Source organism: Micromonospora sp. NPDC048999 (genome assembly GCF_040649295.1).
In the GTDB taxonomy this organism is placed as follows: Bacteria; Actinomycetota; Actinomycetes; order Mycobacteriales; family Micromonosporaceae; genus Micromonospora.
In genome coordinates, this window is sequence record NZ_JBEZFI010000060.1 from 1 (window position 1) to 14,929 (window position 14,929).

General features: G+C 68.6%; 15 protein-coding genes and 1 pseudogene. 6 read left to right on the plus strand and 10 right to left on the minus strand.

The genetic code is table 11. The annotated features are described in order from the left end of the window. Positions 1-91: 91 nt before the first annotated feature. Positions 92-733: pseudogene (locus tag AB0C02_RS31345) on the plus strand (FAD-dependent monooxygenase); the annotation flags it as partial. A 267-nt stretch (positions 734-1,000) separates the two neighbouring features. On the opposite strand, the gene AB0C02_RS31350 reads toward AB0C02_RS31345, so the two are convergent. After that, complete coding sequence (locus AB0C02_RS31350; protein ID WP_357552747.1) at positions 1,001-2,005, minus strand: glycoside hydrolase family 11 protein; 1,005 nt, start codon at positions 2,003-2,005, stop codon at positions 1,001-1,003. A 1,004-nt stretch (positions 2,006-3,009) separates the two neighbouring features. Further along, positions 3,010-3,216: a helix-hairpin-helix domain-containing protein gene (locus AB0C02_RS31355; RefSeq protein ID WP_357552748.1), complete on the minus strand. Its 207-nt coding sequence runs from the start codon at positions 3,214-3,216 to the stop codon at positions 3,010-3,012. 290 nt (positions 3,217-3,506) lie between these two features. Between AB0C02_RS31355 and AB0C02_RS31360 the strand changes: the two genes are divergently transcribed. From AB0C02_RS31360 to AB0C02_RS31375, 4 genes are all read left to right on the plus strand, one after another. Continuing rightward, positions 3,507-3,650: a hypothetical protein gene (locus tag AB0C02_RS31360; RefSeq protein WP_357552749.1), complete on the plus strand. Its 144-nt coding sequence runs from the start codon at positions 3,507-3,509 to the stop codon at positions 3,648-3,650. Between the two features lie 58 nt (positions 3,651-3,708). After that, complete coding sequence (locus AB0C02_RS31365; protein WP_357552750.1) at positions 3,709-4,227, plus strand: hypothetical protein; 519 nt, start codon at positions 3,709-3,711, stop codon at positions 4,225-4,227. Positions 4,228-4,776: 549 nt separating this feature from the next. Continuing rightward, positions 4,777-5,196 (plus strand): hypothetical protein, encoded by a 420-nt coding sequence (locus AB0C02_RS31370; protein WP_357552751.1) that lies wholly within the window; start codon positions 4,777-4,779, stop codon positions 5,194-5,196. A 472-nt stretch (positions 5,197-5,668) separates the two neighbouring features. Further along, the gene (locus tag AB0C02_RS31375) at positions 5,669-6,961 is read left to right on the plus strand and encodes an FAD/NAD(P)-binding protein (RefSeq protein ID WP_357552752.1); all 1,293 of its coding nucleotides are present in this window, start codon (positions 5,669-5,671) and stop codon (positions 6,959-6,961) included. 14 nt (positions 6,962-6,975) lie between these two features. Here AB0C02_RS31375 and AB0C02_RS31380 read toward each other — a convergent pair whose 3' ends face one another. From AB0C02_RS31380 to AB0C02_RS31415, 8 genes are read right to left on the minus strand one after another with little or no spacing between them, the layout of a single operon-like run. Next, complete coding sequence (locus AB0C02_RS31380) at positions 6,976-7,638, minus strand: flavin reductase family protein (protein WP_357552753.1); 663 nt, start codon at positions 7,636-7,638, stop codon at positions 6,976-6,978. Next, positions 7,635-8,189, minus strand: a complete 555-nt coding sequence (locus tag AB0C02_RS31385; protein WP_357552754.1) for an NAD(P)H-dependent oxidoreductase — start codon at positions 8,187-8,189, stop codon at positions 7,635-7,637. The genes AB0C02_RS31380 and AB0C02_RS31385 overlap by 4 nt, the downstream gene beginning before the upstream one ends. Continuing rightward, positions 8,189-9,253: an LLM class flavin-dependent oxidoreductase gene (locus AB0C02_RS31390; RefSeq protein ID WP_357552755.1), complete on the minus strand. Its 1,065-nt coding sequence runs from the start codon at positions 9,251-9,253 to the stop codon at positions 8,189-8,191. Before AB0C02_RS31390 ends, AB0C02_RS31385 begins: the two co-directional genes overlap by 1 nt. 21 nt (positions 9,254-9,274) lie before the next feature. Then, positions 9,275-10,249 carry an ABC transporter substrate-binding protein gene (locus AB0C02_RS31395; RefSeq protein WP_357552756.1) on the minus strand — a complete coding sequence of 325 codons (975 nt, stop codon included), beginning with the start codon at positions 10,247-10,249 and terminating at the stop codon, positions 9,275-9,277. Between the two features lie 36 nt (positions 10,250-10,285). After that, positions 10,286-11,044: an ABC transporter ATP-binding protein gene (locus tag AB0C02_RS31400; RefSeq protein WP_357552757.1), complete on the minus strand. Its 759-nt coding sequence runs from the start codon at positions 11,042-11,044 to the stop codon at positions 10,286-10,288. Further along, positions 11,041-11,916, minus strand: coding sequence for an ABC transporter permease (locus AB0C02_RS31405; RefSeq protein ID WP_357552758.1), 876 nt, complete (start codon positions 11,914-11,916; stop codon positions 11,041-11,043). The genes AB0C02_RS31400 and AB0C02_RS31405 overlap by 4 nt, the downstream gene beginning before the upstream one ends. 28 nt (positions 11,917-11,944) lie before the next feature. Next, positions 11,945-13,171, minus strand: a complete 1,227-nt coding sequence (locus tag AB0C02_RS31410; protein WP_357552759.1) for an SfnB family sulfur acquisition oxidoreductase — start codon at positions 13,169-13,171, stop codon at positions 11,945-11,947. Then, entirely contained in the window at positions 13,168-14,115 is a 948-nt protein-coding gene (locus AB0C02_RS31415) for an amidohydrolase family protein (RefSeq protein WP_357552760.1), read from the minus strand. The genes AB0C02_RS31410 and AB0C02_RS31415 overlap by 4 nt, the downstream gene beginning before the upstream one ends. Before the next feature lie 695 nt (positions 14,116-14,810). Between AB0C02_RS31415 and AB0C02_RS31420 the strand changes: the two genes are divergently transcribed. After that, positions 14,811-14,891 (plus strand): putative leader peptide, encoded by an 81-nt coding sequence (locus AB0C02_RS31420; RefSeq protein WP_357552775.1) that lies wholly within the window; start codon positions 14,811-14,813, stop codon positions 14,889-14,891. Positions 14,892-14,929: the final 38 nt, after the last annotated feature.

Genomic DNA, 14,929 nt, shown 5'->3' on the forward strand with positions numbered 1-14,929 from the left:
CCCGCATCCGCAGCGAACGACAACGACGCTGGGGCCAACCCGCTACTCAAGCAGCCTGACCCCAACACCGTGAACGTTCGTGGTCACGGCACTAGCCGAACGTTATCGGGTCGGGCGGGTGCTGCTGGCCGGCGATGCGGCACACATCCATCCACCCATCGGCGGACAGGGCCTCAACCTGGGCGTTCAGGACGCATTCAACCTCGGCTGGAAACTGGCCGCACAGATCCGCGGCTGGGCGCCGGAGACACTGCTGGACACCTACCAGGCCGAACGTCATCCGGTCGCCGAGGACGTGCTGGACAACACCCGTGCCCAGACGGAACTGCTGTCCACCGAACCAGGCCCGCAGGCCGTGCGCAGGCTGCTCACCGAACTGATGGACTTCGACGAGGTGAACCGCTATCTGATCGAGAAGATCACCGCGATCGGCATCCGCTACGACTTCGGCGCAGGCCCCGACCTGCTCGGCCGCCGCCTGCGCGACATCGACGTGAAACAGGGTCACCTCTACGGTCTGCTGCATCGCGGCCGCGGCCTGCTGCTGGACCGCACCGAACGCCTGACCGTCGGCGGCTGGTCGGACCGGGTCGATTACCTCGGGGATCCCACTGCGGTACTGGATGTTCCGTGCGTCCTGCTACGCCCCGACGGCCACGTCGCTTGGATCGGCGACGATCAGCAGGACCTGGACGACCACCTCTCCCGCTGGTTCGGCAAGCCTGCCAACTAATTTCGCCTGACGGCGAGCAGATCTGAGGCGCTGTCGGGCCAGGAGCTGGGAGTGGGCGGCGTTCTCGTCGGACATCCACCGCCCGCTGGCATGGCGGAAAATGGCCATGCGTGCCCCTTCTCATCGAATCAACACGTGGACACTCCCGTTCGCGGCCGGGGAGGCGATCGCCCTACCGGGAAGGGATCGACCGGCTGGCTTGCCCAGTCCTCGCGTAAAACGGATCTGGGGTGCCGGCAGAGCCGACACCCCAGATCCGTTGCGGTGCTAGGACGCCGCGCAGCTGGCGGTCGGGTTCGTGTTGTTGCCGTTCTTGTAGAGCGTGATGCCGAAGGTGTTGCCGGAGCCGTTCGGTCGGGCGGTCAGCGTGCCGGTGCTGCCGCTGACCGAGGCACTCCAGCTGTTCTGCAGGCTCTGGCTGCCGTTCAGCCGGATTGTGACGGTCCAGTTGTTGCTGCCGCTGACCGCGAGGTTCACGTTGAACCGGTCGGTCCACTCCTGGGTGCGCGTGACGCTGACGGTGCAGCTGCCAGCACCGGTCGGGGTCGGCTGGGGGTTGCCGCCGGAGCCTTCGCTGACGGTGATGCTGGAGCTGCCGCTGCTCTGGTAGCCCTCGGTGGCCATGATCTGGTAGTCGTGGGTGCCGAGGTTGAGGCCGAGGTTTTTCCAGGCGTTGAAGTGGTTGGCGGTGGTGATGGTGCCGCTGTTGCGGTGCGACTGCCGGACGCTCCAGTACTGGTAGAACGTCGCCGTTCCGTCGATGGAGGGCTGGTTGACTCGCTGCGTGCGGTAGATGTCGTAGGTGCTGCCGTCGGTGGTGACCGACCCGAGCCGGGTAGCGCCCGAACTTGGGTTGTAGCTGCCGAAGTTCTCCACGATGTAGTACTCGATGAGCGGGTTTCTGGTCCACCCGTACAGCGCGAGATACCCGTTGCCGTTCGGGCTGAACGAGCCGGAGTAGTTCACGGTGTGGCTGGACCCGGGCTTCCAGCCCTTGCCGACGACCATGTTGTTCATGCTGCTCCACTGGACGCTGTAGGAGCCGCCGGCACCCAGCGTCATGGTGACGTTGCCGTTGTCCTTCCAGTACGAGTAGAAGTACCCGTTGTGGGTGCCCGTCGAGTTCGACGTGAGGGTCCGGTCGGCTTCGGCGTGGGCGACGCCGACCACGGTCAGCCCGGCGGCGGCCAGCACGAGGGCGCTGACGCCGCTGACGAGCAGTCTGAACCGGCCGCGACCGCGGCCCCTTGGGCGGGCGGGAGCATCGTTCATGGTGTCACCTACTCGTGAGACCTGGCGGACGAGCCAGGCGGTGGTGGGGGGTTGTGCCGCTCGGCGGCGCTGACGGCCGTCGATGAATTATCGTCATTGAGCGGCGGCTCACATGTCAAGGATTTCCGGAACGGGTCCGGAAGCCTGCTGCCCGCCGACCCCCTGGTCGGAACCTAATCGCCAAGGCGCCCCGGAGGCGCCGATCTAGCGCGGCGGACAGCGAGAATCGGAAGTTTCCGGAGCGTTCCGGATCATCCGCTGACAGGCGGCCTCGCCGAGTTCGCTGCCGACCAGCCAGTACGCGCGCCGCCACAGGCGCTATCGGGTAATGGTGGCGCCGAAGTCGTCGAGTGCTTCCGGCGGCAGCGCGGGTGTCGGCCAGGACACCGAAAGCTCCCGTGTAGACCAGCCCTGCGCGAAAGGGGCCCGTGCGGCTCTGGATGAGGGCGACGGTGCGGTCGCGGGATGCGGTACCCGGCGGTTGTCGGCGGTGACCAGGCCGAGCGCTCGCCCCTGGGCGTCCTCGTCCTTCCATTGCCTATCCGTGAGATCGGCGTCGGCTTCCACGTGATGACCTGCGGGTCGTGGCCAGATAGGTGGCGGTGATCATCTGAACGGCTCATGCCCGCCCTGCTACCACCAGCAAGGGCGCGTCTACACCAAGCGGATCAAGCCGGACACCCCCACGACTTTGCCGGGGCCCTGCTTACCCAGCCGGGTCCGGGTGGGATCGGTTGTCAGGTGGACGGGCTGGCCGGCGATGTGATCACCGACGGCTTGCCGGTTCCGTCATTGCTCATCCGTCGGTGCAGCAAGGCCGGCGGGTAGCTCCAGACCACTCGTCCTCGACGTACCGTGAAGTGCTGGTCACCCGCCCGGTGCCGCTGCGCGCCCTCGTCACCGTGGCCGGCTCCCGCTGGAGCATCGAAGAACTATTCCAGACCGGCAAAGGCCAGGTCGGCCCGGGCCACTACCAGGTCCGTGGCTGGACCGGCAGGCACCTACTAACCCAGACTCAGGTTGTGCTGCTCGAGCTCACTTTGGATGAGCTCGAGCGCTTTCGGCCCCATGCCGTGCAGCTTGGCCAGCTCGGCGCGCGGCACCCCTTCAAGGTCCCGCAGGGCCGTGTAACCAGCGTTGTTCAAGGCCCGCGTCGCTGGTGCACCGATCTTCGGCAGGGCGTCGGGGGAGGAATTCACGCTCTTCATCATGTTGCGTCCGGCCCATGGCTGCAACGTGGCGCGCCGCGATCAGCCGGACACCCTTCGGGAGGCAGAGGGTCGTGTCAGACGTACGGTGGCCGTCCTCGTTCCGGCGGTGCCCCTCTCGTCCGTCATCGCCACGTAGCAGCTCGCGACCATGAATCCGTTCGACTCCGACGCCACGAACGCCACGTAGATCCAGGTCGAGCAGCTCAGCTCCGTCGAGGACGGTCCGCAACCGTCGCCGAACGACCTCGTATCGCGGCTCGATGTACATCTCGATGTGGTAGCCGGCTCGCGTGGCCCGGAACGTCACTGCCGTACAGGGCCACAGCTCTCGCCAGTCGGACTCGTATCCGGCCCGGTGGCTCGTCGACCGGACCGCGGCGGCGGCGGAGCTGACCGGGGCGCTGCGCACCGCCGCCGGAGAGTTCACCGGCTGAGCGGATGGGCGGGACACTGGGGCAGCGCGGGAAGGCGCCGTGTGATCTCATCCCAGCGATGACGACACCGGACACCCCCGCCACCGATCCCGACGCCGCCACGGCCACGCCGCCGCAGGTGCGCCGCATGATCGTGCTCATGCTCGCCAACCTGGCCGTGAGCGCGCTGCTCGCCGTCTTGATGCTGGTCCTCCAGGAGCAACTGCTGGATTACCAGCTCGCGCACCTCGACCTGTCCGCCGGCACCGACCTAGCCGCCGCCCGAGAGACGCTGCGTTCCTCGGCGTGGTCCCGCGTGCTACCTGTGGCGCTCGTCGCGCTCGGCTACCTGTGGGTGATCCACGGGCTGCAGCGGGGCCAGCGAAAGGCGTACCGCCAGGTGGTCTTCATCTCGGTAGTCGTGCTGCTCGGTTCCGGCCTGACCCTGCTCCAGCCGTTCCCTTGGTGGATGCGGGCGCTCAACGTCGCCAAGGCGCTCGTGGCGGTCGCACTCCTCTTCCTGGCCAGCCGCCCCCAGGTCCGCAGCCGGTTTGCCGCGGTCAACCGACCCGACGTGGTCGACCGCTTCTCGTCCTGATCTCCGGCTGCCGCCGCGCCTGCCCGGCGCGGCGGCCGGCCAGCCGTACGGGCAGAGCTGGCCGAGGCCGTCCTTCCGGCCCGCACGATGGCCTGGGTCCGGTCGGTGCCCCGGAGCTTGGTGAGCACGTTCGACAAGTGGTTGCGCACGTTCCCTCACTGGCCAACTCGAGCCCGGCGATGGACGCCAACGCACCTATGGCGGCGATGGCGAGATTGAAACTCGGTCCGCGCAAGGCGGAGGTGGAGACCATGGCATTGCGAGTCGCGCGCTGGCTTCCCCGGTGCGACAGCCATCCGAGTACGGCGATCACTATGACAGGAAGGGCGGCGGCCGGAGTGAGTGCTGCGATAAGCGCCAGACCCGCCGCCGTCTGGAGAAGAGCGACGGCAACGGAGTTTGACCACTTTGGATAAAAGGCGTCAAGACCCATTGCCATCCGGATAAGCCATCTGTCGAGGTCAGCGCGGTGGGCTGTCCGTCGCGCTCGCCGCCCCGCGATCGCGGCCGAGGACCCACCTGAGGCCGTCGCAGCGATAGGGTCGATCGATGGAACGTGGCGAACTTTGGTGGGCCCAACTCGACGACAAACGACCCGTCGTACTGCTGTCGGATGGCGCGGGGCTGGAGTTCCGGGCCGCGCAGATCGTCGCCCCGGCCACGCCTGCCGAGAAGCAGGGCTTCGTGCTGATGTCCGGCGAACAGGCGGTCGACGCCGATGAGCGGCGCAGCATCGTCGACGCGGCCGGGCCGGACGCGCGAGCGATTGGCATCGAAGTCTTTCTCGGTGCGCAGGAGGGCCTCGCCGAGGAGGGTGTGGTCCGGGTGGCGCTGCCCACGGACGGGAAGATCTTCTGCAGCTGGACGCTGTCCCTTACCGGGGAGTGCCTCATCGAGCGGATCGGTGTCCTCTCCCCAGCGAAGCAGCACGAGCTCGACGTCGCGATGGAGCTGTCCGGCGTCGAGTGACCGGCCGACCGGCTCCCGGGCCAGCACGCCTCGGGCGGCCAGCATCGCGCCGCGCAGGGAGGACCAGTCGCCGAGCCGGGTGAGCAGCACCGGGGCGGGGGAGTGACCCGACCGGGCCAGCATGGACAGCTGACGGGCGACCTCGCCGACATATCCGAGACCGACGCGGCGAAGCCACCCGCCCGGCGCTGGATCGCCGGTCCGGAGGCCTCGGCCTGCACGCATCCGCGGCGGACGCAGTCGCATCGCTCGTGCAGCATCCGTATGAACATGCCGACGATCTGCGCTGGCAGACGTGTGTTCGCGGCTCCCGTCGAGTCCGTGAACCCACGAAGAGGCCATCGACTGTGCCTGCGGGCTCTGCCTCGGCGATCCCGTCGCCTGGTCCTGACCCACGAGGATTAACGCGGAGTCGCACTAGTACCATTAAACCTATCGGTTAACTAGGTTTTTGCCGGAAGGGTGGTGGACGATGGGGCGGGCGAGCACCACCGTCGTGGTCGGCGGCGGCTGTAGCGGCGCGCTGGCGGCGATCCACCTGCGCGACGACCCGCGGCAGGAGGTGGTGATCGTCGATCCGGCACCGCGCGGGGCGCTTGGCCGCGGCGCGGCGTACCGCACAACGGACCCTGCTCACCTGCTCAACTCCCGGGCGGCCGCGATGAGCGCGCTGGCGGACGCGCCCGACGATTTCCTCGATTGGTGCCATGAACAGGGCCTTCCGGTTGGACCGGCGGACTTCGCGCCACGCGCGGTGTACGGCGATTACCTGCACGACCGGCTGACCCGGGTGGAGTTCACGCACGTGCGCGGCGTCGCGGCGCGGGTCCGCGTGGACGGGGCGGTGCTGCTGCGCGGCGGGGGCGCGATCGCGGCCGACCGGGTGGTGCTCGCGCTCGGGCACGGGGCGCCGGTCGGGCCGCTGGCGATCACCTCGGCCGTCCGGACACATCCCGACTATGTGGGAAACCCGTGGCTCCCCGGCGCACTGGACGGCGTGCCGGGCGATCTGCCGGTACTGCTGATCGGCACCGGGCTGACCGCCCTCGACGTCGCCCTCACCCTCGACGGCCGGGGCCGCCGGGCGCCGATGCTCGCCGTCTCGCGCCGCGGGCTGGTCCCCCAGCCGCATCTGAAGCGCCAGCCGGCCGGGGACGCCGGGTTCGCCTACCACGGCAGCGACGCGGCCGGGCTGCTGCGCGCCGTGCGGCGCTACGCCGGGACGCAGCCGGATTGGCGCTGCGCGGTCGATGCGCTCCGGCCGCAGATCGACCGGCTCTGGCGGCAGCTGTCGGTGGACGCCCGCCGTCGGTTCCTGCGGCATGTCGCGGCGTACTGGGAGGTCCACCGGCACCGGATGGCCCCGTCGATCGCGGAGAAGATTCAGCGGATGCGGGAGCGGGGCGCGCTGGCCGTGCGCGCCGGGAAGATCCGCGCGGTCCGCCGCGGCGAGCGCGGGTTCGTGGTCACCGTCAACGACACAGCGTTCATGGTGGGCGCGATCGTGAACTGCACCGGCCCGGGCGGGGCGGCCACCACAACGCTGGGCCGGGCGCTGCTGGACGACGGGCTTGCCCGGCGCGACGCCACCGGCATCGGGCTGGACGCGGACGGCCTCGGGCGGCTCATCGACCGCGACGGCGAGCCGGTCGAGCACCTCTTCGCCGTGGGGCCGACTCGCCGCGGCGCCTGGTGGGAGACGACCGCGGTGCCGGAGATCCGGGCCCAGGCGAGGGCGCTGATGCAGCCCCGCGTTGATTCTTGAGGGTTCAAGCTGTTTTAGCGGTCGGCCGCCGTAGGTCCATCGGAGGGGCTTAGCAGTGCGGTTGTAGACCCAGTACGGCAGCCGCCGTCCTGGCATGGATACCCGGCGTCGCCGGTCACGCAGTCGGGCGGCTGTTCCGTCTCACGGCGCAGTGGTTCCCCGTCCAGCGTTCCCAGCCGGTGGTAAGTCCCGTCGTGATACAGCAACGGCGCGACCGTTGTGCACACGTGGGCCTGTTGCACGACCGCTACAACAAGAACATGATCGCCGAGCGGTATCCGCTGCTCGACGGTGCACCGCAGCCACGTGGGAGTGCCATGGAGCATGGGCTCCCCGGTCGCCAACGGCGACCAGTTCGTGGGTTCGGCGAAGCGGTCGATACCGCTGGTGGCGAAGCGACGTGCCAATTCACGCTGGTGGTCACCGAGCACGTGCACCAGCACGCTGTCGCTTTCCTGCATGGCGGGGAACGATGAGGCCGCGGCGGCGACCGCGAAGCTGACCAACGGAGGAGCCAGCGACAGGGATGCGAGTGAAGTGGCGGTGAAGCCGACGGGGCCGTGACGTCCATTGAGCGTCACGATGACCACCCCGGCCGCGTGCCGGCGCAGGGCATGTCGGTATTCCTCGGGGCTGATGCCGGCCGTACGGTCGGCATCAGCGGTAGGGACGCTCATCGGACCCTGGGCCTTCCGAGTACCGCCCGCGCCGTCTGTAGAACCGGTATCTGCTGCTCGGCCCACGCGTCCAGTACGGGGTCGAGGTCGGCCAGGTGCCCCTCGTCCAGGAGGACGGCGGTGCTGGGCAAAGTGGCACCGAGTTCGCGCAGCACGATCCGCAGGTGCAGTTCCGTGAGTAGTCGGTGGCTGACCGACGCGGAGACCACGACCGGGATGGCCGTGGCGCTCGCCAACGAGTCTGCGGGGAGCAGGTCGAGGAATGATTTGAGCAGGCCGGTGAAGCTGGCCTTGTACACCGGTGTGGCCACGATGAGCACCTCGGCCGAGCGCACGGCCGCCAACGCGTCCTCGATCCGGGCGTGTCCGGGCTCGTACACATGGCCTGCGAGTTGGGCGAGGTCGACCACGTGTCTGGTGCCGCTGGCGGGCACCCGCTGGGCGAGTCGCGTCGCCGCGTCCATGGTGCGCGAGCCTGGTCGCGGGTTTCCGGACAGGATGACGACGGGCTGCCGGCCGGCATCGTGCTCTGTTCGCTCGGGCGCTGCCATTACCGCGACCTTTTCCCGTGCCGCTCGCGCAGGCGGGGCGTTACGTGCGTAGCGAACCGTTCCATCTCCGTGAAGTGCGGCTGGAACTGGAAGAGGAACGTCTCGACCCCGGCGTCGACGAACGCGCTGATTCGATCGGCGACCTGGGTGTAGCTGCCGACCAGTCCGGCCAGGGTGCCGCCGTTGGTTCCGATGCTGGGGACCCCCACCGCGTTGCGGCCCATGACCCGAGCCGGGTCGGCGCCTGCGATGGAGCGGCGCTGCGCCTGGGTCAACGTCCACAGGCGTTCGAACTCCTCGTCGGCTTCCTCCTCGGTGGGTCGGGCGATCACGAAGCTGGTAAGCCCGAACCGCAGCGGGTCCGGCAACGGTCGCGGCCGGGATACGAGGTCCGCGATGATGGCTTTCACTCCGTCTGGGCCGTCGAGCGGCCGACCGTTGATCAGGAACACGTCTGCGGCGGCGGCCGCCAGCGCACGCGCCGGTTCCGACTCCCCGCCGAAGTAGACCAGAGGCGTGGTGAATGGCTGCGGCCGCAGGAGGAGTTCGTCCGCCTTCAGGTATTCACCCCTGAACGTGACCCGCTCGCCGGTCCACAGCCGCTGGACGATCGACAGCCACTCTCGGGAGTAGTCGTAGCGACGGTCGTGGTCGATCAGCGTCAGGCCGAGCTTCTGGATTTCGGGGAGGAACCAGCCCGACACCAGGTTGATCGCAAAGCGGCCGTGGCTGATGTGACTGATCTGGGTGGCCATCTTGGCCAGCACGCCCGGGTTGTACAGGAACGGTTTGACAGCCGCGATGATCTCGATGTCTGAGGTCGCCTCGGCCACCCCGGCGGACGTCGTCCACGTGTCGAGAACGTCGGTTTCGTCGTCACCGGGGTTGATGGTGTGCTGGGCGATGAGAGTGGTGTCGAAACCCAGCCGCTCGGCCTCGACCACTGTCTTTCGGTTGTCCTCGTAACTGCCGCGGAGGCTTTCCTCGGGGTGGTTCTTCACCGCCCAGTTGCCGCTGATGGGTGTCCAGACTCCGAGGCGCGGCGGCTGCTGCTCAGTGCTCATGGTCGTTTCCCTCCTGGGTTTTCAGCCTTGCGGCAGCACGTCGTTGAAGTCGCTGAGGAAGATCTTCCGGACGTCGACCGGGCGTTCGATGAACTTGATGCGCTGCAGTTCGTCCGCGAATGCCTGCTGCTTGGTGAGGAAGGCGTCGTCGATCGGCTGGTAGCCGGCGCCGCTGATGGTGAACGTGGTCGACAGGGTCGTGAGGCTGTAGTCGCTGCGCGGCTTGACGGCCTCCGCCGCCTCGTCGGGGTGCTGCGAGGCCCACAACCCCAGCGCGGAGGCGGACTTGAAGATCGCACGCAGCGCCTCGTGCTTCTTCTCGTAGGCCTGGGGGCTGACGCGCAGGCAGTAGAGGTTGTTCACCACTCCCGCGATCCCGTCGATCTCGACCAGATCCGGGTGGCGTTCGAGGATGTCCGGGGCACTGGGGGAGTTGACCGAGTACGCGGCAATGTCCCCCTTCAGCAGCGCGTTGATGCCGTCGGCGCCGAGAAGGTCCACTGCCTTGACGTCCTTGTCGGTCAGGTTGTTCTTCTTCAGCAACCGCTGGTAAAGCAGCCCGTGGTTGGAGCGGATGGGCATGCCGACGCGCTTGCCGGCCAGATCGGCGAAGCTGCTGATGCCCGAGTCCCGACGTACGACGTACTTGATGTTCTGGTTGTTCGGCTGGGTGCACCCGATGACCTTCTGCCGACTGCCCGAGGCGGCGGCGGTGATCGGGCCGATGTCGCCGGTGTCGGAGATGTCGACCTGGCCGGCCTCCATGGCCGAGTTCAACTCTGCCGAGTTGGCGAACTTGCGGTAGGTGATCTCCACGCCTGGCACCTGAAGGTTCTTCGCCTCGAACAGTGGCGTGTATCCGTACAGGTCGGTGGTGACCAGGGTGATCTCGACGGTTCCGCCGCCGTCGGCGCTGGCGTTGCCGCCGGCGCAGCCGGCCAATGCGAGGGCGGCGGCGGTGGCGGCGAGCGCGATGCGTCGGGTGGAAATGGGCATGGTTGAGCCTTCCATCATTGCTGGTGGCGAAAAGGGTTAGTAGCGGCCGAGTTCGGTTTCGTACCGCGCTGCTCCGAGGTGTTCGAGGATCCGGAGACGGACCCGTTCGAAAGCCGGGTCCTCCCGGCTGCGTGGACCGCCGAAGCTAAGTTCGATCTCGTCGGCGAGCTTGCCTTGGGACAGGACGAGGACGCGGTCGCCCAGCGCGATCGCCTCGTCGACGTCGTGGGTGACGAGGACGACACTGAGGCGGTGCGTCCTCCACAACGAACGCACGAGGGCCTGCATCCGGAGCCGGGTCAGCGCGTCGAGCGCTCCAAGAGGCTCGTCCAGAAGGAGGACCGAAGGCCGCCGGACGAGAGCGCGGGCGAGAGCGACTCGCTGAGCCTCGCCGCCTGACAGGGTGCCGGGCCAGGCGTCCGCCCGAGCTTCGAGGCCGACCTCGGCGAGCACGTCGACGGCCTGCCGCCGCAGGCCCGAGCGGCTGCCGTGCAGGCCGAACACGACGTTTTCCCAGACGGACCGCCACGGCAGGAGCCGGGCGTCCTGGAAGCCGACCGCGACCGGTTGCCGCACTACGACGTCACCGTCGTAGTCGGAGTCCAGGCCGGCGAGTACGCGCAACAGGGTGCTCTTACCGCCGCCGCTCTCACCGACGATGGCCAGAAACTCGCCCTGCGCGACGTCGACATCCACGCCGTCGAGGATCAACCGCGATCCGTAGTGTTTGCTCAGGCCGCGCACGGAGATGGACACGCCGGGCGCGGGCTGCGGGGGCACGGTGCGCGCGTTCATCGGTCCACGAACTCTCGCCGCCACGGCAGGGTCTTCCACTCGATGAGTCGGACGATGCTTTCGATCCCAATGCCGAGAAGCGCGTACAGCGCCAGGCAGAGCACGATCGTGTCGGTCTGCAGGAAGTCCTTCGCCCGGATCAGCATGTAACCGATGCCCGACTCCGCGGCGACCGTCTCGCCGAAGACGAGGCTGAGCCAGGCGACCGCCAGGGAGAACCGCAGCCCGATGAGGAACTGCGGTAGCGCCCCGGGCAGGATGACGTGCCGGAAAATGGTGTACCGGGACGCGCCGCAGGTCTGGGCGAGCTCACGGAACCGCGGATCGACCGCGCGAATGCCCTTGCTGAAGTTGAGGTAGATCGGGAAGAGAACCCCGATCGCCACCAGACCGACCTTGAGCGCCTCGTCAATTCCCAGCCATAGCAGTAACAGCGGCATCATGCCGAGGGTGGGGACCGCACGGAGCATCTGCAGCGGGGGGTCGACCAACTCGTCGGCGACTCGTGACAGCCCGGTTGCCAGGCCCAGGAACGCACCGATCAGTACGCCGATGAACAGACCCAGCGCCACCCGCAGCAGTGAGGCCAGTACGTTGGTGGCCAGGACCCCGCTGGCAGCGAACTCGACGAAACGGTCCCAGACCATTCGCGGGCTCGCGAAGGTCACCGGGTCCAACCAGCCGATGGCGGAGGCGAGTTGCCAGAGCGCGACCAGGAGGGCCGGGACCAGTACGCGCCGGGCCGACGTGAGTAGGCGCCGCCGGCCGCTCCCGCGCTTCCTGAGCACCCGCTGTGGGGCGGTCCGGTCGGGCAGTTCCCGCCCGGCGGGCGTTTCTTGAGGCGGGGTGGTGGCGGCTGCTGCCGTTGTCATGGTCGGACACCTCCTTCGTACGCGGCGGTCACAGCAGCGCTCCCCTTGGGGGAACCCCGCTGAGGACGTGGTTGCCGATGTGGTGGTACTTCCAGCGGGTCGGGTCGTGGAGCGTATGGGTACGGGCGTCGCGCCAGAACCGGTCCAGACCGAGTTCCTCGTCGGTGGCGCTGGTGCCCGCGAAGGAGAAGAGTTCGCTGGCCGCGGTTACCGCTGTCTCGGCCGCCAGCGCCCTGGCGGCCGCCACCGCAAGGGAGGCCTCCACCGCCTTGTCGGCGTCGAGTTCCGCGTCAGCCTCGGCCGTGTCCACCGCGTCGGCGGCGCTGTGCAACAGTGCCCGGGCGGCACGCACCTGTACGGCCAGCCGTCCGACCTCGTAGACGAGGTGATGCTCGTCCGACGCGCGCTGCCAGGGACTGTCGGGGTAGGCGCGGCTGCGGGTGCGGACGAAGCCGGCGGCACTTGCCAACGCCGCCTCGGCGAGTCCTACGTCGATCGCCGCATGCAGCAACTGCCCTGCGGCACCGGAGGTCCGCGGCGTGGTCGCGTCGAACGGCCAGGGCACGATCCGGTTGCCGGGCACCCGGACGTCGACGAGAAGAGTCGTCCCACTGTGGGTCCCGCGCTGTCCCATGGCCGACCAGTCGCCGCCGAAGGACATACCCGGCGAGCCCTGCTCCACGTACGCGACGACGTCTCGGCCGTCGGGATCCTTGGTCTTCACCGGCACCCAGTCCGCGGTCGCGGCACCGGTCGTGTAGTACTTGCGGCCGTTGAGCAGGAGGTCCGAGGTTCCCTCCAGCGGCCGCAGGCTTGTCGAGGTCTGCCCGGTACGACGGTCTACGCCCCGCTCGGCCATGGCGTTGCCGAAGCGGGCTCCGCGCAGCAGTTCGGCGAAGAAGAACTCCTGCTGCTCACGCGTTCCCGCCTCTCGCAACACCCGTACGAACACGAAGTGGTTCTGTAGCAGTTGGCTGATCGAGGCGTCGGCGACGGCCAGGAGCCGGAATATCTCCGCCAGCGCGCGGTGACTGACCTCGGCGCCACCATGGCTGCCCGGCACCGTGATGCCGAGAAGCCCGGAGCGTCGGATCTCCTCGAGCTCGGCGCGCGGGATCGCGCGATCACGATCGCGCTCCCGCGCCCCGACGGCGAAGCGGCCCGCCAGGGCGGTGGCGACGCCGACGGCCTCGGCGTCACCGGTCAGGACGGCCACCTGCGCGGCGTCGACTTCGGCGGTCGGCGTGGCGGTCATCCCGCAACCGCCGCTCGGGCCCCCAGGAGACGTCGCGCATTGCCACCTGCGACGGCCGCCACGCCCGCATCGTCCAGGCCGGCGGCGGCCAGGGCGGCCAGCACGCCGTCCCGATCGATCGACTCGGCGACGATGGGGGAGTCCGACCCGACGAGGACATGATCGGTGCCGACGACGTCCACGAGGTAGCGGATACTCGTCGGGTCGAAGCCCATGGTGTCGAGGTAGACGTGCCGCCGCGCCTGCTGCGGCGCCCGCCGGCTGATCTGTTCGATCAGTCCGGCGAAGGTACCGAGCAGAAGCGCCGGCGCCCCGATCAGCGGGATGACGATCCGTAGCTGGGGCAGCTTGTCGTACACGGTCGAACCGAGCAAGGCCAACAGACTCGCAGCGTCGATCGCCCCACGGGCAAGCAGCGTCCCGACGCGACCGATGCTCTCCAGTTGCTCGGTGAACCCCCGCGGGTTGATCGGATGCACGAACACCGGAACATCGAGGTCCGCGGCCGCGCGCAGGGCCGGGAACGCGGCCGGGTCGTCGAGCAGGCGGTCACCGCCGTCCGCCGCTGCATCGACAACAACCCCCGACAGACCCAACTCCACCACGGCCCGGCGGACTTCGGCAGCGGATTCCTCGCCCTGCCAGGCGTCGATCGTCGCCAGCCCCAAGAGCCTGCCCGGGTGGGCGGCCACCTGGCCCGCCAAATGGTTGTTGATCTTTTGGATGATGCTCAAGGGCAGGGACGCGCCGGGCGATGCGACCAGCGAAGGTGGGGCGCTGAGGACTCTCGTCGCGATCGACCCTGCGATTGCCGAGGCCAATACGTCGTCGATGTCGGTGATGCGTCGGACCGTCTGCTCGCGGACCCGGGCGACCTCCGGCGGGGCTGACGCCCACAGGGCGGGCGGATAGGTGGGGTCGACGTAGTGGACGTGGAAGTCCACGACGTCTGGTACTCGCGGATTGGACATGAGGGACCTGACTTCCGGGGGTGAGTGTGAACGCACGACGGTCCCTCGCGCTGTTACCGGCGGCGCGAGCAGACTCTGCGTGGGTTGTGGACGGCGATCATCGCCGCGGGGCGGTGGGCGGCGCGGCCGCATGCGGGCCGGACACCGGGATGCCGAGCTGGCTGCTCAGCACCCGGCACGAGGAAGCTGACCGCGTGACGTCGCCGACCGGCGTCAGTCCCGCAGCTCAGCCGATCAAGGGCGACAGAGGGAAGCGGCGGTCCGGCACAAATCGACGTGCCGGCGGTGCCGGTGCCAGACGAAGTGTTGCTCGCTCATGGTGATCCTCCATCGGTCCTGGCCTTAGCACCCGCACTCGCGTCGGCGAGGGGTTGCTGCGACGTCGATGAGCCAGGTCTCTCAGCCGCTCCAGATGGCCCCGATTACCTCGGTGCCAATAACCTACAGTTCCGATAGGGAAAGTAAACTATCGAGGCTCGGACTGTGGCGCAGCTCATGATCATTGGTCGCCGTTCCACGCCTCCCACCGCGGCCCCAGCCAGGTCGCGGTCACCGAACGCGGTAGCCGTCCGCGTCTCTCTCGCCCCGGAAGCCGGATGTTCACGCCGTGAGACGTCCGGGCGGACGAGGGTTGACAGGGCCGATAGGACTCGATAAAGATCTCCTCCGTGCGAAGCGCCTATCTCACCAAGCGAGGTCACATCGACCTCCTGCGCGTCGCCAGCGCTGCCTGTCGACCCTGCGCCTGACGCCGGGTTCCTCTTTCCGCCCGCTGTGGGCGTTCTCC